This window comes from Collinsella sp. BIOML-A6 (assembly GCF_009875845.1).
GTDB lineage: Bacteria > Actinomycetota > Coriobacteriia > Coriobacteriales > Coriobacteriaceae > Collinsella > Collinsella aerofaciens_H.
Genome location: NZ_WWSL01000011.1, coordinates 40,385 through 56,415 on the forward strand (window position 1 = coordinate 40,385; position 16,031 = coordinate 56,415).

Genomic DNA, 16,031 nt, shown 5'->3' on the forward strand with positions numbered 1-16,031 from the left:
GGCCTCCCGAGCAAACACCCCGGTGCGCAAGTGTGGGGTCAAATACCAGGTCAGCTGGTGGGAACAACCCGTTATTCCGCGCAACGCACGGATTGTATACGACACAGAAGGCAGGGTAGTGGACATGGTGAGGGGCAGCTTGATGCACGCGGCTCGGTTGGGTGCTGGGACCGCGGCGGTCATTGCCGTATTGGGCTTGAGCGGATGCGCGTTCAATCCACTGTCCACGTTCACGACACCCACGATTAACCAGATCGAGCGCGAGACCGTCACGCCGGCGGTGTCGGACGATGCCCTGGTCACTCCCGGTACCCTGACGGTTGCCCTCGATACCTCCGATGCTCCGCAGGCCATGCAGGGTTCCGATGGTAACCTCACGGGCTACGCGGTCGACGCTGCCCGCGCCCTTGCAAGCCGTATGGGCCTTAAGGTTGCCTTCGTCGATGCGTCATCTGCCAATTCCGCGCTTGGCGACAAAAAGGCTGACATCTTCATTGGTGACATCAATTCCACGGATGGTGATATCAGCACGCTTGGTACCTGCCTGTACGACGCTGCGGCGGTGTTCGGAAAGACGAGCGACGGCGAGTCACTGAGCGTTTCCACCGAAAAGCTTAACACCGCTACCCTGGGCGTTCAGGCTTCCTCGGCATCGCGGGAAGCGCTCGCCAAACAGAGCGTCACGGCCAACCAAAAGACCTTCTCCAACATTAATGAGTGCTTTGAAGCGCTCGAGTCCGGCGAGGTTGACTATGTGATCTGCGATTCCACGGCCGGCGGTTACCTCGCACGTCTGATGAGCCAGATCTCCTACGTTGGCGCTCTCGAGACGCCCTCGACGCTCGGCGTTGCAGGTCCTGCCGCCAACGACGAGCTGTGCCGTGCCGTGAGCGATGCCCTCGACGGTATTACGGCCGACGGCACGCTCGATGCTGTCCACTCTGTCTGGTATGGCACGATGCCCTATGACCTTACCACTAAGACGGTTTCGGGCGCTGACGTGCAGTCGACCGACACCGGATCCAGCGAGTCCGCATCCTCCGATTCGAACAGCGAGGGTGCAACCTCCGAGAATAAATCGTCCAGCCAGGAGGGCGCTATCACCGACGACGACATTAACAAGCTCAATAGCTAGTTATTGCTAGGGGCGGTGTCTCCTATACGCTGGGAGGGACACCTCTTCACGGTTTCAACACGCATGGCCGGGCTTTCCCAACAGGGGAGCCCGGCTTTTTCATTTCCATAAAACCAGCAGGTCAAAGACATTTTTCAGGTGCAAAACCAAAGCGGCCGTCGCGCTCCCATAGCGCACTTTGCCACGGAAAAGTGCGAGACTTCGGTATGCGGTATCAAGCAATCGTTATTCGGGTCTTTGGGAATCCGCGTGATTAAATGCACGGCAATGGGTACATAGCCAATACAGTAAGTTCCCGAGGCAGATTGGAGCCACGTATGGATATCAAGGTTTCTGGACGCAAGACGACGGTAACCGATGCTCTGCGTGCGCATGTGGATGAGAAGATCGGCGAGGCGCTCAAGGTTTTCGATATCGAGCCCATGACGGTCGACGTTGTGCTTCGTTATGAGAAGAATCCCTCGAATCCCAACCCGGCAATTGTCGAGGTCACGGTTCGTGCCCGCGGTTCTGTGATTCGCGTTGCCGAGCACGGCGCAGATATGTATGCCGCCATCGATCTCTCTGCCGATAAGGTTACCCGCCAGCTGCGCAAGTTCAAGACCAAAGTCGTGGACAACCGCCAGGGTGGTGCCAGCGCCGCGGATGTCGCACCGGTCGAGCGCGTCGAGGATCTGGCCGACCTGCTGCTGCCCGAGGAGGAGGACGACCTGCTCGTCCGCGAGAAGGTTATCGATGTCACCCCGATGACTGAGGAGCAGGCGCTGGTGCAGACCGATCTGCTCGGTCACGACTTCTACGTGTTCGAGAACGCGACGACCGGTCTCATCAATGTGGTGTATCACCGTAAGAATGGTGGATATGGCATCATTAAGCCCCGTATCGAAACACTTGACGAGTAAAATACGTTAACTTGCATGAGTTAACGGCTGGCGGCCATCCCATGCGGATGGCCGCCTTTTTTACGTAAGGAGTCGCTTTGATGGACAAGGCCGCATCCGCCGGTCATTCGGACCGTTGCCGCATCGTTGTCGATACCTGCTGCGACTTTAGCCCCGAGGTCGCCGTGAACCTCGATGTCGATATCCTGGGTTTCCCCTTCATTATCGATGGCGAGGAGCGCACGGACGACATCTGGTCGAGCATGAGCCCTAAGGAGTTCTACGACCGCATGCGCGCCGGTGCCCGCGTGTCCACCTCGGCTGTGTCGCTCGGTCGCTATATCGAGTTTTTTACCGAGTGCGCCAAAGAGGGCACGCCCACGGTCTACCTGTGCTTTACCTCGGCGCTGTCGTCGAGCTACAACTCCGCGTGCCAGGCGGCAGATGCCGTGCGCGCCGAGTATCCCAACTTTGAGCTCTACGTGGTCGACAACGCCCTACCCTGCGCGACCGGCGAGCTCCTGGCGCTCGAGGCCGTGCGCCAGCGCTCGGCGGGACTCACCGCCAAGCAGCTGGTCGATTGGGCAAACGAGGCCAAGACCTACGTGCACGGCTACTTTACGCTCGAGAGCTTTGACGCACTGGCCGCCGGCGGCCGCATTCCGCCCGCGGCGGCGCAGCTTACGGCAAAGCTCGATGTCAAGCCCGAGCTCTCCTACGACCTTGCCGGCTCGCTGTCGCTGATCGGCGTCAACCGCGGCCGCAAGAAGGCGCTCAAGTCCATCCTCAAGTCGTTCCGCGAGAACTACGTGCCCGATCGCACCATGCCCATCGCTATTATGACTGCCGATGCCGAGAAGGACGGTGACTGGCTCGAGGCCGCCATCCGCAAGGAGGAAGGCTGCGCCGACGCCACGATTATCCGTAGCTCCGTCGGCCCTACCATCGGCTCGCACGTGGGGCCCGGCATGGTGGCGCTTGCATTTTGGGGCAAGAACCGCGCCGAGAAGGCTTCGCTTTCCGACCGTATCGCGCGTCGTGTGCGCGGTGAGTAGACAGGCGCTACAACCACAGGCACCCCGCAGCTCAAGCACTGGCACCGAGTATTTAACCTGGTAGCATCACCCAACCCAAAAGGAAAGGTTTCATGGTAAACAAGCTCTCCGTCGCATTCATCGGCACCGGAATCATGGGTGCCCCCATCGCCGGCCACATCCTGGACGCCGGCTATCCCGTCACGGTCAACAACCGCACCAAGTCCAAGGCCGCAGCGCTTATCGAGCGCGGTGCCGTCTGGGCCGATACGCCGGCCGATGCCGTGGCGCATGCCGATGTCGTCTTCACCATGGTGGGCTATCCCTCCGAGGTCGAGGAACTCTACCTGGCGGGCGACGGCCTGCTCGCGTGCACTAAGCCGGGTGCGGTCTTGATCGACCTCACCACGAGCTCGCCCGAGCTCGCCCGTGACATTGCCGAGGCCGCCCAGGTTTCTGGTCGCATGGCGTTTGACTGCCCCGTCACCGGCGGCGAGTCGGGCGCTATCGCCGGTACGCTCACGGCTATCGTGGGCGCTACCGAGAACGACATCGCGCCGGTCCGCGACATCCTTGCCACCTTTGCGGCCAACATCTGCTGCTTCGACGGCGCCGGCAAGGGCCAGGCTGCCAAACTCGCCAACCAGGTGTCGCTGGGCGCCTGCATGGTCGGCATGGCAGACGCCATGGCATTTGCCGAGCTGAGCGGCCTTGACCTGGAGAAGACCCGCCAGATGATCCTGGGCGGTACCGGCAAGTCCGGCGCCATGGAGAGCCTGGCTCCCAAGGCGCTCGACGGCGACTACAAGCCCGGCTTTATGGTCGAGCATTTCATTAAGGACCTGCGTCTGGCGCTCGCCTACGCCGATGACCGCGAGCTCGCGCTGCCCGGCGCCGATGTCGCCTTTACGCTCTACGACATGCTCGACGCCATCGGTGGTGCCAAGCTGGGCACCCAGGCCATCACGGTCCTCTACAAGGAGGAGGCCGACGCCATCGCCGCCGGTCTGGACTGGTCGCAGTATCGTCCCGAGGAGCACGGTGCTCACGAGGAAGGCTGCGGTTGCGGCGAGCACGGCGACGAGCACGAGTGCGGTTGCGGCCACCATCACGGCGAGGACCACGAGTGCTGCGGCGGCCACGGTCATGACGACGGCCACGAGTGCTGCTGCGGCCACCATCACGGGGAGTAGCGCCCATGAGCTGGACGTTCGTGGTACTTGCGCTGGTGCTCTTTCTCTTTGCGATCTACATTGGCTTTTTGTGCGGCCAGTGGGCGTGCGAAAAGCGCGTCATCACCAAGCGCGACTACTGGATTGCCAACTTTGCGGGAGCGGCGGCAGTCGTCCTGCTGACCTGGGTGTTCTCACTGTTCCCGCTGGTGCAGTTTGCGCCGATCGGCTGGCTCGGCGGCTTTATCGCCGGCCTTAAGATGAGCTTTGGCGAATCCGTCGGCCCGTGGCGCAAGCACGACGAGGTCTTTAATGTCAACAAGGCCCATCGCGCCGCCGCCGATGCGGGCGACGCCGAGGACCGCCGTCGCGCACGCCACAATGGCGCTTCCGACCGACAGCTCATCTCAGTCACCGATGACAGCAAGGGTGCTGGCAAGCACGCCAAGAAATAAATAGAAGAGGTAACTATGGCAGAAAATAAAGACGAACAGCTCACCGACGAGGAGCTGGCACAGCTTCAGCTGGCAGAGGAGAACGAGAACGCCGTCGACCGCCTGGTCCAAGAGCTTGGCTGTCCCACGCGCCGCATCCGCCAGTTTGCCGCCCGCGTGCTGCACCTGCTTGCTGAGCGCGATCCCCAGCGTGTCGTGCCCTGCGCGCCCGCGCTGATCGAGGCGCTCGACCGCCCCGAGGCTCAGACCCGCTGGGAGGCCCTCGATGCCCTGGCGGCGCTCGCCACTACCTGCCCCGAGCAGCTGGGCGATGCCTTCGAGGGCGCCGAGACCGCGCTGTTCGACGAGATTTCCTCCACGCTGCGCTACGCCGCCTTCCGCCTGCTGTGCGTGTGGGGAGCCACGGGCGTCGAGCGGTCGCGCGAGGCTTGGCCGATCCTGGACGAGGCCATCCAGTGCTACCACGGCGACCTCGAGTATCGCGACATGCTCGGTTGCCTGTACGAGTTCGGCCAGGGCGAGATCGACGCCGAGGTTGCCGAGAAGCTCGCGCTGCGCCTTAAGTTCGACGCCGAGAACGGCAAGGGCAGCTATCTCAAGGCCCGTTCGAGCGAGATCTGCGAAATGCTTGTTAAACGTTTTGGCCTGGATCTCTCCAAAAAGAAGAAGCGTGCTAGCGTTAAAAAATCCGATGACGCCGAAGACGAGGAGTAACAGATTATGGCGCACGATGTAGTCCTGATTCCCGGCGACGGTATCGGTCCCGAGATTACGCAGGCCATGCGCCGCGTGGTCGAGGCCACCGGTGTCCAGATCAACTGGAACGTCCAGGAGGCCGGCGCCGGCGTCATGGACGAGTTTGGCACGCCGCTGCCCCAGCATGTGCTTGATGCGGTCGCCGTGACCAAGGTTGCCATCAAGGGCCCCATCACCACGCCGGTCGGCACGGGCTTCCGCAGCGTTAACGTCGCCCTGCGCAAGCACTTTGACCTGTACGCCTGCGTGCGCCCCTGTCTGTCGCAGCCGGGCGACGGCTCGCGTTTCCGCGACGTCGACCTGGTCATCGTGCGCGAGAACACCGAGGACCTCTACGCCGGCATCGAGTTTGATGAGGGTGCTGCCGAGGTCGAGGAGCTCTCGCAGCTCGTCGAGCGTTCGGGCCAAAAGACCTTCGCCGCCGATTCCGCGATTTCGATCAAGCCGATCTCCGTCGCCAAGAGCCGCCGTATTGTGGAGTATGCCTTTGAGTACGCCCGCCGCTGCGGTCGCAAAAAGGTGACGGCCGTGCACAAGGCCAACATCATGAAGGCGACCGACGGCCTGTTCCTGCGCGTGGCGCGCGAGGTGGCCGCCAACTATCCCGATATCGAGTTCAACGACAAGATCGTCGACGCCACCTGCATGGGCCTGGTCCAAAACCCCGACGACTTCGATGTCCTGGTGCTGCCCAATCTGTACGGTGACATTGTGAGCGATCTGTGCGCTGGCCTGGTGGGTGGCCTGGGTATGGCCCCCGGCTCCAACATCGGTGCCGACTGCGCCATCTTCGAGGCAACGCACGGTTCCGCGCCCGATATCGCTGGTCAGGATATCGCCAACCCCACGGCCGAGATTCTGTCTGCGGCTATGATGCTCGATCATCTGGGCGAGAACGATGCTGCCAATCGTATCCGCGCCGCCGTGTCCGCCACGCTCAACGAGGGTAAGCAGGTTACCGGCGACGTACGTCGTGCCCAGACCGGTTCCGTCGAGGGTGCGGTGGGTACGCAGGCCTTCGCCGATGCCGTTATTGAGCACCTGGCCTAAAGCATGCAGGCTGCAAACGCCTAAATAGTACTTAAGTGTTTGCGTATAACCTAAGAATCAATATGCCCGGCGCCTCGTCGGGCGTATTCTGTTAGGGATTGTGTTCCCAATAAGGAGTAGCTGACTATGGGTCTGATTCAAAAGAAGGACGAGAAGGACGAGATCGACGGCATCCAGATCATCGAGCGCGGCGAAGGCCCCGACGGTGATGATGACGAGAAGATCGATCTGGTCGCCGGCACGTCTGCCGAACATATTGCCGCCGGCACGACCGCCGAGGAGGAGGACGCTCGCCTGGAGGCAAAGATCGCCGCGGACGCCGCCGACGAGAACCTCATGCCCGAAGAGCAGGACGATGACGACTGCGACGTGGACGACCATGCATCCAAGCACAAGAAGACGATGATTGCCGCCTTTGTGGTCGCCATCGTGATTGCTGCGGTGGTCGGCTTCTTTATTGGCAATGGCGGCTTTGGCGGCAAGGGTGTCGGCTCGGCTACCCTCACCGAGGACCAGCTCGATTCGACCGTGGCAAGCTATAGCTACAACGGCAAGAAGAGCGATATCACCGCGCGCGAGGCCATCGAGAGCCAGTACAGCCTCGATAAAGTCAAGAATAGCGATGGCAATTACACCGCTCCGTCCGCCGACGTCATCCTGTCCTATGTGCGCAACAAGATCCTACTCGATGCTGCCGAGGACGAGGGCATCACTGTCTCTTCTAAGGAAATGAAGAAGTACGCCGAGGATTCTATCGGCACCTCCGACTACAAGACCATGGCCAAGCAGTATGGCGTGTCCAAGGACCAGGCCAAGCAGATTGTCCGCCAGTCCGCGACGCTGCAGAAGCTCTACAAGAAGAAGGCGGGCGATAGTGCGAGCATGCCGACCGCCCCGACCGAGCCTTCCGACGGCAACGAGGACACCGCGAGCAAGGATTATGCCGACTACATCATCAACCTTGCCGGTGACGAGTGGGATAGCGAGAAGGGCACCTGGAAGGACGAGAACAGCACCTACGCTAAGGCCTTCGCCAACGACGCCTTTACCGCCGATAGCGCAACCTATAAGCAGGCCATGACCGCCTACTACACCGCCTATCAGCAGTATTCTTCGCAGGCCTCCAGCGCCAGCTCCAAGTGGACCGGGTACGCCAACGGCCTGTACGCCAAGGCCAACATCAGCATCTACGGCCTGTTTGCGTAAGGATCGCCTGAGTTTTCGAGTGCGAAGCCGGTATATCTGATTAAGCCCGTTAGAACGGACATCGTTCTAACGGGCTTTTTGCGTTGCGGGAGAGATTGGTATTACAGTGTAAAGCTTATCTACTCGTAATAATTGAAATATATGGGTTGACCTGCTGTTATTCTATTAAAACTGCTATAGTACGTGGTGTCTGGTTACAACCAATTTCGAGTCATTTATCCGGCAGGTATCATTATGGCAATGGGAGCGCGCAAACAACCTCTGTACGATCAGCTCGTCGATTTGCTGACCGATAAGATCGATCACGAGCTTCGACCCGGCGACTATTTGCCGTCCGAGCGCGATCTGTCGGAACGCTACGGGCTTTCGCGTACGACGGTTCGCCTTGCCCTGCAGGAGCTTGAGCGCTTGGGCTTGGTGGTCCGTCAGCGCGGCCGCGGAACCATGGTGTGCGACCGCTCTCTGCAGACGGCAAACCTCACGCAAACCTATAGCTTTACCGAGCAGATGAAGGCGATCGGCCGTGTGCCCAAGACGACGATTCTTGAGTTCACCGAGGTCGAAGCTGACAAGAATATTGCCGTAGAGATGAACGCGCGTCTGGGCGAGCGTCTGTACAAGATCAAGCGCCTGCGCATTGCCGACGGCGTGCCGCTGATGATTGAGTGCACGTATCTGCCAAGCCGCAAATTCTTTGCGCTTAAGCGTCCCATGATTGAGAACAAATCGCTGTACGACATGATCGAGCAGGACTATCACGAGAAAGTTCGACTGGCCGAGGAGGAGTTCTATGCGAGTATCGCCCGCCATTCCGATGCACGTCTGCTCGAGATTGCCGAAGGTGCGCCGGTCTTGGATTTGATTCGTACCACCTATGACATGAGCAACGAGATTATCGAGTATACGCGTTCGGTTGCGCGCGCCGACCAGTTTAAGTACAAGGTCTACCACAACCGCGCCGTCTAGAGTTATTGGGTATAAACGGCTTGGCGTGTTTTGCGACGGGTGCAAAGTGTGCCGAGCGGTAGAAGGCAATGAACAATCGCTCAAATGAACAATGCAGTGGTTTTTGACCCGCCCTTAAACACACTGCGGGTACGGGAGCATAGATGAGCACGTATGCTATCAAGGCCGACAAGTTCTTCCTGCCGGCGGGGCCGCAGCTGGGCGGCTACCTCATGGTCGAGGACGGCGTCTTCGGCGCCTGGCGGGCCGACGAGCCCGCTTGCGAGATCAAGGACTACTCGGGCACATGGATCGCGCCGGGCATGGTGGACACCCACATCCACGGCTTCTACAACCACTCGACCACCGACAACGACCCCGAGGGCATCGACATCAGCTCGACCGAGCTCGCCCGCCGCGGTACCACCAGCTGGCTGCCCACGACCTTCACCGACGGCGTGGAGCAGATCAGGGACGCCTGCGCCGCCATCGCCCAGGCGGACGAGGAACGTGGCCCCGAGTTCTGCGGTGCCCGCATCCAGGGCATCTACCTGGAGGGCCCCTTCTTCACCATGAAGCATGTGGGCGCCCAGAACCCCGCTTTTCTGATCGACCCCTCCGAGGAGGTCTTCGATCAGTGGCAGGAGGCCGCCGGCGGCCGCATCGTCAAGAGCGCCATGGCGCCCGAGCGCGACGGCGCCGCCGCCTACGCCGCGGCTCTGAGCGCAAAGGGTGTGGTGACCAGCATCGGTCACTCCGACGCCACCTACGATGAGTGCATCGCCGCCATCAACGCCGGTGCCAGCTGCTTCACGCACACCTACAACGGCCAGCGCGGTCTGCATCACCGCGAGCCCGGCGTCGTCGGGGCCGCCATGGCCACGCCCGGGACCTACGCCGAGATCATCTGCGACGGCAAGCATGTGAACCCTGCCGCCATCAAGGCGCTGCTGCAGGCCAAGGGCTGGCAGCACACGGTGCTCATCACCGACTGCCTGGGTTGCGGCGGCATGCCCGAGGGCAGCTACACCAGCGGCGGCATGGACGTCATCATGAAGGACAACCTTTGCTGGCTTGCCGATGGCTCTGCTATCGCCGGCTCGGTGCTCACGCTCGCACAGGGCGTCAAGAACATCGTCGACTGGGGCCTTGCGAGCGCCGATATCGCCATTCGCATGGCGACCGAGGTGCCCGCGCGCTCTGCTCACGTCGAGGACAGGTGCGGCAGCATTATGCCTGGCCGCGACGCCGACTTTGTCGTGTTCAATCCCGACCTTACCCTGGTCGAGACGTATGTGGGTGGCAACAGCGTCGGTAACGCGTTTGCCGAGTAGCCGCCAAAGAAGCGATCCGAAAGGGGATTTAGATGATTTACGGTGCATTGGGCGATATCGAGGAGTACCGCGGAATGCTCAAGGGCCTCGACGTGCTGATCGACTGGCTCGAGGAGCACGACCCGGCGAAGCTCGAGGTCGGCAGCCATCCGATTCTGGGCGACAAGGTCTTTGCGAACGTCATGGCTCCCACGACGCGTCCCGAGGCCGAGGCCCACTATGAGACGCATCAGCGCTATCACGACCTGCAGATTGACGTCGAGGGTCGCGAGGCCTTTAAGGTCGCCACGGGCAGCCTGACGCTGGTTCGGGAGTTTGACGAGAAGGACGACTACGATCTGGTCGATTCCGACGCCTCGATCGCCGGCGATCTTGCCGACGACAAGTTCGCGCTGTTCGTTGCCGGCGAGCCCCACATGCCCACGCTCGAGTTCCCGGGCGATGGCGCGCAGCCGGTCAAGAAGATCTGCTTTAAGCTGCTTGCAGACGCCTACTGGGAGGAGTAGCGCGCTGCCCGGCTGAGCTGTTCGTCTGAGGGCGTGATTCCCCTAGGGAAATCACGGCAGGACCCCGCTAATCGTGTTTCCCCTAGGGGAATCACGGTTGGCGGGGCTTTCTGTTTTTGAGCAGGAAGCGATCGACGTGGCGATACTTGGATTGGCGTGCTCGCACTTAATATCGGCAACAAAAAAGCCGCCCGAAGGCGGCTATCTTGTGCAATGGAGCCAGCGACCGGGCTCGAACCGGTGACCCCCGCTTTACGAGAGCGGTGCTCTACCAACTGAGCTACGCTGGCGGCCATGTGGTGACGCAACTGAGGCGTCAACAGCTGACTATGATACGGGACATCGCAAATCGGCGCAAGTGTTCTGACGGCTTTTCTCACTTTAATGCACTAATATTGGAGACGCGATGTCTTGCTCTTACGGGTCTCAAACAGAATGGGGCGGCGATGGCTCAACCCAAGATCCTTCTCACACGCATCGACGACCGTTTCATTTACGGGCAAGACGTTGAGCTGTGGAACGAAGCCGTGGGTTCCAACCTCGTTCTGATCGTCAACGATGAGATTGCGGCGGATTCGCGCAAGTGGGCGCCCATGAGGGTGGCAGCGCCAGAGGGCGTTTGGACGCGGTTCTTCTCGGTGCAAAGGACCATCGACATCATTCATACCGCAACGCCGCGCCAACGGATTCTGATCATGATGGCCTCACCCGCCGATGCGCTCGCGCTGGTTAAGGGCGGTGTGCCCATTACCAGGATCAGCATCGGCCATATGGAGGCAGGGGAGGGCAAGCGTTCCGCGACGCCCGCAGTCGCCATAGACGATGCAGACGTCGCTGTTCTCAGAGAGCTGCAAGCGCTTGGCGTGAAAATGGAAGTTCGCAATCTACCCAGTGACGAACCCGACTCCATTAATGCTCTGCTGTATTAACGAGTCATCGAACGCGGCGAGTCAGCCATAAGAAAGTCAGGTTCGATTCTGGATATTTTCAGTCCTGGAAATGGGCGGGCAACGGCTCTCTAATGCTCAGGTACGTGAATCCAAAGTAGATAAGCATTTAAAGAAATACAATTGAAACATGATGTAACTAGTAGGAAATAGTGGATAGCTGGTACATACCATCTTTCAAATATAGAATCGTTAGAAACATATAATTAAAAAGCAATTTACCAGCTGTTTTTATTTTTATAATTAAAACCGTTCATCGTCATTTCGTTACCGTTTACGGACCACTTCAGATTCTGGCTACATAATTGCGTCAAAACGTCCATAATAGCCAAAGGGTCAGCCGAGGGTTGAAAAACCGGCAACCGCATCCCAGAGCACGAAGATCGGGAGAAGCATGCATTCGTTTAAGATCACCAATCAATTCCTACTCGATGATGAGCCGTTCACCATCTTGTCGGGAGCGATCCACTATATGCGTGTTCATCCGAGTGACTGGCACCACTCGCTCTATAACCTTAAGGCTCTTGGGTTTAATACGGTCGAAACGTATGTACCGTGGAATCTTCATGAGCCAAAGCCTGGCGTCTTCGATTTTTCTGGCTCAATCGATTTGGCGGCATTTCTCGATGAGGCGGCATCACTCGGTCTGTATGCAATTGTTCGTCCCTCTCCGTTTATTTGCGCAGAATGGGAATTTGGCGGCATGCCGGCATGGCTGCTGCGCCAACATGATATGAGACCGCGCAGCAGCGACCCCAAGTTTCTTGCTCACGTCGCACGTTACTACGACCATCTCATGCCGATACTCGTTTCGCGTCAGATTGACAAGGGCGGAAACATCATCATGATGCAGGTTGAAAACGAGTATGGATCATATTGCGAGGATAAGGACTATCTTCGTGCGATTCGTCGCCTTATGGTCGAGCGCGGGGTTTCCGTGCCCCTTTGTACTTCCGATGGTCCGTGGCGTGGGTGCCTTCGTGCCGGTACGCTCATTGACGATGATGTGTTGTGCACCGGCAACTTTGGTTCTCATGCAAAGGAGAACTTTGAGGCTCTATCTGCTTTTCATAAGGAGCATGGAAAACAATGGCCTCTTATGTGCATGGAGTTGTGGGACGGCTGGTTCAATCGCTATGGGGAGAACGTCATCAGACGCGATCCCGAAGATCTTGCCTCTTGCGTTCGCGAGGTGCTCGAGCTTGGAGGATCTTTAAACCTCTACATGTTTCATGGAGGCACCAACTTTGGATTCATGAACGGATGCTCTGCACGCCATACGCATGACCTGCACCAGGTAACATCGTATGACTACGATGCTCCATTGGACGAACAGGGCAACCCGACCGAGAAATACTTCGCAATTCAAAGGACAATTCACGATCTGTATCCCGATATCGCACAAAGCAAGCCGTTAACAAAAAAGACGTTTGCTATGCCCGATATCTCGGTGAGTGAGCGCGTAAGCCTCTTTAATGTGCTCGATATGCTTTCGGAGCCGATCGAAGCCCAGTATCCTATGCCTATGGAAGAGATGGGCCAGTCGTATGGATATACGTTATATACCACGACCGTCGAGCGTGACCGTACAGATGAAGAGCGTATTCGGGTTATTGACGCCCGCGACCGTGCGCAGGTGTTTGTGAACGGTGACAAAGTGGCGACGCAGTATCAGGAGCACATCGGGGAAGATATTCACTGCGTTCTTCCCTGTGAGCAAAACCGCTTGGATGTTCTGACCGAGGATATGGGTCGCGTCAATTATGGTCACAAATTGCTCGCCGATACCCAGCATAAGGGCATTAGGACAGGCGTTTGCGTTGATCTTCACTTTGTTACCGGTTGGGAGATGCGTTGTCTGCCACTCGATAACATCGATAGTCTTGATTATTCCGCCGGCTGGGTAGAGGGGCAGCCTTCCTTTTACCGCGCAAAATTTGATATATCTGAGCCGGCTGATACCTTTATCGACACTACGGGTTTTGGAAAGGGTGTGGCATTCGTTAACGGAACGAATGTTGGACGTTTTTGGGATAAGGGTCCCATCATGACGCTCTATGTTCCGCATGGTTTATTGCACCCCGGTACCAATGAGCTCGTTATGTTCGAAACAGAGGGCGTGTATGATGCGAAAATCTCCCTTCGCTCTGAGCCCGTTATTCGTACACTTGAACAAGAAGGAGTTGAGTAGAAATGATTGTAGGCGCACGAATCGACTTTCGCTTGATTCACGGACAGGTGGCAAACCTCTGGTCTAACGCCCGTCAGGTAAGCCGCTTCATGGTAGTTGACGACGAGGTGTCGCAAGACGCTACCCAAAAGCAGGTTCTTCGCATGGCTTGCCCGGCAACGGTGAAGTTGTCTGTGCTTCCTGTCGACAAGGCCGCTGCCAACATCACTGCTGGCAAATATGATGCACAACGTCTCTTTATTGTTGCAAAAAAGCCCGAGGTCTACGTTCGACTTTTGGAGAAAGGCGTTAAGCTCGAGCAGCTTATTGTCGGTAATATGACGACCATGGAGCCGGTCAAGAAGCTGTCTCGCAACATTAGTTGCGACCAGGGGGACCTTGACGCGTTTGCCAAACTTAAGGCCGATAATCTTCCAATCGTCATTCAGCTGACGCCGCAGGATAACCCAGAGGCTCTCGCGCTCTAGTCGAATTAACGCTAAGCCGCGAAGGGGGATGCGCGGTTTATATAAGCGTATTGGTATTGTAGAAACTGTTACACCTCAAATAAGGAGTTTACCATGATTGCTTGGTGGCAGATTCTTCTGTTAACCCTGTATGCGGGTTATCAGATCATGGATGAGCTGAACTGGTACACCTGTGCCGGCTCTGCCGTCTTCTCCGGTATGATTACCGGTTTGATTATGGGTGACCTGCAGACCGGTCTATTTATCGGCGGTAGCATGCAGCTCACCGTCTTGGGCGTTGGTACCTTTGGCGGCGCCTCTCGTATCGATGCCAACTCCGGCACTCTGGTCGCCACCGCCTTTGCCGTGGGCGCAGGCATGAATCCCGAGACGGCTCTTGCCGCCATCGGCGTGCCTGTCGCTGCCATTCTCGTCTACACCGATATCGCCGGCCGTTTTGCCAACACGTTCTTCGGTCATGCGTGCGATGCCGATATCGAGAAGATGAACTGGGGCGCCTACAACGTGCACTACTTGCTCGGTGCCGTTTCCTGGATGCTGTCCCGCATGATTCCGGTCTTCCTGGCTCTCGCATTTGGCCAGGGCTTGGTCGAGGGCATCACCACCGCCCTTAACGGCGATTGGAAGTGGCTGGGCGACGGTCTGTCCGTTGCCGGCGGTGCCCTGCCCGCCGTTGGCTTCGCCATCCTGCTCCGCTACCTGCCGGTCAAGAAGCACGTCGCCTACCTGCTGCTCGGCTTTGTCGTCGCCGCCCTGTTTGGCACGGCCTTCACGAGCATCATGAACCTCAACACCAACATCGTCGCTGTGAACGGCGCGCTTGGTAAGGGTGCCGTTGATATGGTCGGTATGTTCAACAACATGTCGATGCTGGCGATTGCCATTATTGGTTTCGCTCTGTCTTTGCTGTACTACAAGAACAACCAGCGTCCCGTCGCTGCTGCTGGCGCTGCGGAGGGAGACGACGACGATGAGCTCTAATGAGAAACTCGCCAATGGCACCACTGGCTACAAGATTACCAAGGACGACCTTGCGCAGATTAACCGTCGTAACCTACTTGGTTTCCAGGATGGTTGGAACTACGAGCGCATGCAGCACTCTGGTTATCTCTGGATTATCCTGCCCACGCTGCGCAAGCTGTACGGTGACGGCACGCCGGAGCTAAAGGAAGCTTGCCGCGCCCAGTGCGCACCGTTCTTCAACACCTCCAACTTCCTCAACACGATCATCACCGGTATCGATTTGGCGATCGAGGAAGAGGAGGGCATTGAGGGCCTCGAGGCTGTTGCCGGTCTCAAGACCGGTCTCATGGGACCGTTGGCTTCCATCGGCGATTCCATCTTCGGCTCGCTGCTCCCGACCATCTTTGGTGCCCTGGCTGCCAATATGGCCATGAACGGCAACCCCTTGGGTATCTTTATCTGGGTCGCCGTCAACATCCTTGTTGACTGGTTCCGCTGCAAGCAGACCCACATGGCCTACGAGCAGGGCATGAAGCTCGTCACCACCATGAGCGACCGTCTGAACGCGCTGACTGACGCGGCCTCCGTAATGGGTGTCTTTATGGTCGGTGCCCTGGTCGCAACCAACGTCGGCATCGTTATTGCAGCGAAGCCTGTTATCGGTGGCGTTACCGTTGATCTGCAGAACATCTGCAATATGATCTGCCCCAAGCTGGTTCCTGCCGCACTCGTCGGCTTCGTGTACTGGCTCCTCGGTAAGAAAGGCATGACCTCGACGAAGGCCATCTTTATCGTCCTGGTTCTGTCCATTGCCTTGGGTGCATTCGGTATCATTTGTAAGGGCTAAGTACTCCATATTGTCACGACACTTGAGCCTCAATTGAGACGTGGCGCACACCTCCAAGGCGACTTTATCGCCATATCCCCTGGAGTGTGCGCCTCTTTTGTTTTGTCGGGCATCGCTGTTCATAGGCGGTTGTGCAGTCATC

General features: G+C 58.3%; 16 protein-coding genes and 1 tRNA gene. 16 read left to right on the plus strand and 1 reads right to left on the minus strand.

What is annotated here, in order from left to right; all coding sequences use genetic code 11:
- Positions 1-124: 124 nt before the first annotated feature.
- The 11 genes from GT495_RS05105 to GT495_RS05155 all read left to right on the plus strand — a co-directional run bounded on the left by GT495_RS05105 (position 125) and on the right by GT495_RS05155 (position 10,474).
- Positions 125-1,135: an ABC transporter substrate-binding protein gene (locus tag GT495_RS05105; RefSeq protein WP_240128109.1), complete on the plus strand. Its 1,011-nt coding sequence runs from the start codon at positions 125-127 to the stop codon at positions 1,133-1,135.
- A 317-nt stretch (positions 1,136-1,452) separates the two neighbouring features.
- Positions 1,453-2,037 carry a ribosome hibernation-promoting factor, HPF/YfiA family gene (gene hpf / locus GT495_RS05110; RefSeq protein WP_035137685.1) on the plus strand — a complete coding sequence of 195 codons (585 nt, stop codon included), beginning with the start codon at positions 1,453-1,455 and terminating at the stop codon, positions 2,035-2,037.
- A gap of 80 nt (positions 2,038-2,117) precedes the next feature.
- Positions 2,118-3,071, plus strand: a complete 954-nt coding sequence (locus GT495_RS05115) for a DegV family protein (protein WP_152077283.1) — start codon at positions 2,118-2,120, stop codon at positions 3,069-3,071.
- 92 nt (positions 3,072-3,163) lie between these two features.
- On the plus strand, positions 3,164-4,243 hold the full coding sequence (locus GT495_RS05120) for an NAD(P)-dependent oxidoreductase (RefSeq protein ID WP_161161786.1): 1,080 nt from the start codon (positions 3,164-3,166) through the stop codon (positions 4,241-4,243).
- A 5-nt stretch (positions 4,244-4,248) separates the two neighbouring features.
- On the plus strand, positions 4,249-4,677 hold the full coding sequence (locus tag GT495_RS05125; protein WP_152074964.1) for a hypothetical protein: 429 nt from the start codon (positions 4,249-4,251) through the stop codon (positions 4,675-4,677).
- A 15-nt stretch (positions 4,678-4,692) separates the two neighbouring features.
- The gene (locus tag GT495_RS05130) at positions 4,693-5,391 is read left to right on the plus strand and encodes a hypothetical protein (protein WP_152077280.1); all 699 of its coding nucleotides are present in this window, start codon (positions 4,693-4,695) and stop codon (positions 5,389-5,391) included.
- A 6-nt stretch (positions 5,392-5,397) separates the two neighbouring features.
- On the plus strand, positions 5,398-6,483 hold the full coding sequence (locus GT495_RS05135; RefSeq protein WP_161161785.1) for an isocitrate/isopropylmalate dehydrogenase family protein: 1,086 nt from the start codon (positions 5,398-5,400) through the stop codon (positions 6,481-6,483).
- Between the two features lie 126 nt (positions 6,484-6,609).
- The gene (locus GT495_RS05140) at positions 6,610-7,689 is read left to right on the plus strand and encodes a hypothetical protein (protein WP_161161784.1); all 1,080 of its coding nucleotides are present in this window, start codon (positions 6,610-6,612) and stop codon (positions 7,687-7,689) included.
- A 234-nt stretch (positions 7,690-7,923) separates the two neighbouring features.
- Positions 7,924-8,655 (plus strand): GntR family transcriptional regulator, encoded by a 732-nt coding sequence (locus GT495_RS05145; RefSeq protein ID WP_152077277.1) that lies wholly within the window; start codon positions 7,924-7,926, stop codon positions 8,653-8,655.
- Positions 8,656-8,798: 143 nt separating this feature from the next.
- The gene (nagA, locus tag GT495_RS05150) at positions 8,799-9,968 is read left to right on the plus strand and encodes an N-acetylglucosamine-6-phosphate deacetylase (RefSeq protein WP_161161783.1); all 1,170 of its coding nucleotides are present in this window, start codon (positions 8,799-8,801) and stop codon (positions 9,966-9,968) included.
- Positions 9,969-10,000: 32 nt separating this feature from the next.
- Positions 10,001-10,474 carry a YhcH/YjgK/YiaL family protein gene (locus tag GT495_RS05155; RefSeq protein ID WP_161161782.1) on the plus strand — a complete coding sequence of 158 codons (474 nt, stop codon included), beginning with the start codon at positions 10,001-10,003 and terminating at the stop codon, positions 10,472-10,474.
- Positions 10,475-10,688: 214 nt separating this feature from the next.
- Here the strand turns inward: GT495_RS05155 and GT495_RS05160 are convergent.
- Positions 10,689-10,764: transfer RNA gene (locus GT495_RS05160), tRNA-Thr, on the minus strand.
- 156 nt (positions 10,765-10,920) lie between these two features.
- On the opposite strand from GT495_RS05160, the gene GT495_RS05165 reads away from it, so the two are divergent.
- From GT495_RS05165 to GT495_RS05185, 5 genes are all read left to right on the plus strand, one after another.
- A complete protein-coding gene (locus GT495_RS05165) occupies positions 10,921-11,403 on the plus strand; it encodes a PTS sugar transporter subunit IIB (RefSeq protein ID WP_161161781.1) in 483 nt (160 codons plus the stop codon).
- Positions 11,404-11,815: 412 nt separating this feature from the next.
- Entirely contained in the window at positions 11,816-13,612 is a 1,797-nt protein-coding gene (locus GT495_RS05170) for a beta-galactosidase (RefSeq protein WP_156063252.1), read from the plus strand.
- 2 nt (positions 13,613-13,614) lie between these two features.
- Entirely contained in the window at positions 13,615-14,079 is a 465-nt protein-coding gene (locus GT495_RS05175) for a PTS sugar transporter subunit IIB (RefSeq protein ID WP_161161780.1), read from the plus strand.
- A 93-nt stretch (positions 14,080-14,172) separates the two neighbouring features.
- Complete coding sequence (locus GT495_RS05180; protein ID WP_156598192.1) at positions 14,173-15,060, plus strand: PTS sugar transporter subunit IIC; 888 nt, start codon at positions 14,173-14,175, stop codon at positions 15,058-15,060.
- Entirely contained in the window at positions 15,050-15,889 is an 840-nt protein-coding gene (locus GT495_RS05185; RefSeq protein WP_006236265.1) for a PTS system mannose/fructose/sorbose family transporter subunit IID, read from the plus strand. Before GT495_RS05180 ends, GT495_RS05185 begins: the two co-directional genes overlap by 11 nt.
- The last annotated feature ends 142 nt before the right edge of the window (positions 15,890-16,031 follow it).

Excerpts from the sequence above, each read along its gene's own strand:
- GT495_RS05105 (WP_240128109.1), top strand. The coding sequence starts at position 125 with ATGGTGAGGGGCAGCTTGATGCACGCGGCTCGGTTGGGTGCTGGGACC.
- hpf (WP_035137685.1), top strand. The coding sequence starts at position 1,453 with ATGGATATCAAGGTTTCTGGACGCAAGACGACGGTAACCGATGCTCTG.
- GT495_RS05115 (WP_152077283.1), top strand. The coding sequence starts at position 2,118 with ATGGACAAGGCCGCATCCGCCGGTCATTCGGACCGTTGCCGCATCGTT.
- GT495_RS05120 (WP_161161786.1), top strand. The coding sequence starts at position 3,164 with ATGGTAAACAAGCTCTCCGTCGCATTCATCGGCACCGGAATCATGGGT.
- GT495_RS05125 (WP_152074964.1), top strand. The coding sequence starts at position 4,249 with ATGAGCTGGACGTTCGTGGTACTTGCGCTGGTGCTCTTTCTCTTTGCG.
- GT495_RS05130 (WP_152077280.1), top strand. The coding sequence starts at position 4,693 with ATGGCAGAAAATAAAGACGAACAGCTCACCGACGAGGAGCTGGCACAG.
- GT495_RS05135 (WP_161161785.1), top strand. The coding sequence starts at position 5,398 with ATGGCGCACGATGTAGTCCTGATTCCCGGCGACGGTATCGGTCCCGAG.
- GT495_RS05140 (WP_161161784.1), top strand. The coding sequence starts at position 6,610 with ATGGGTCTGATTCAAAAGAAGGACGAGAAGGACGAGATCGACGGCATC.
- GT495_RS05145 (WP_152077277.1), top strand. The coding sequence starts at position 7,924 with ATGGCAATGGGAGCGCGCAAACAACCTCTGTACGATCAGCTCGTCGAT.
- nagA (WP_161161783.1), top strand. The coding sequence starts at position 8,799 with ATGAGCACGTATGCTATCAAGGCCGACAAGTTCTTCCTGCCGGCGGGG.
- GT495_RS05155 (WP_161161782.1), top strand. The coding sequence starts at position 10,001 with ATGATTTACGGTGCATTGGGCGATATCGAGGAGTACCGCGGAATGCTC.
- GT495_RS05165 (WP_161161781.1), top strand. The coding sequence starts at position 10,921 with ATGGCTCAACCCAAGATCCTTCTCACACGCATCGACGACCGTTTCATT.
- GT495_RS05170 (WP_156063252.1), top strand. The coding sequence starts at position 11,816 with ATGCATTCGTTTAAGATCACCAATCAATTCCTACTCGATGATGAGCCG.
- GT495_RS05175 (WP_161161780.1), top strand. The coding sequence starts at position 13,615 with ATGATTGTAGGCGCACGAATCGACTTTCGCTTGATTCACGGACAGGTG.
- GT495_RS05180 (WP_156598192.1), top strand. The coding sequence starts at position 14,173 with ATGATTGCTTGGTGGCAGATTCTTCTGTTAACCCTGTATGCGGGTTAT.
- GT495_RS05185 (WP_006236265.1), top strand. The coding sequence starts at position 15,050 with ATGAGCTCTAATGAGAAACTCGCCAATGGCACCACTGGCTACAAGATT.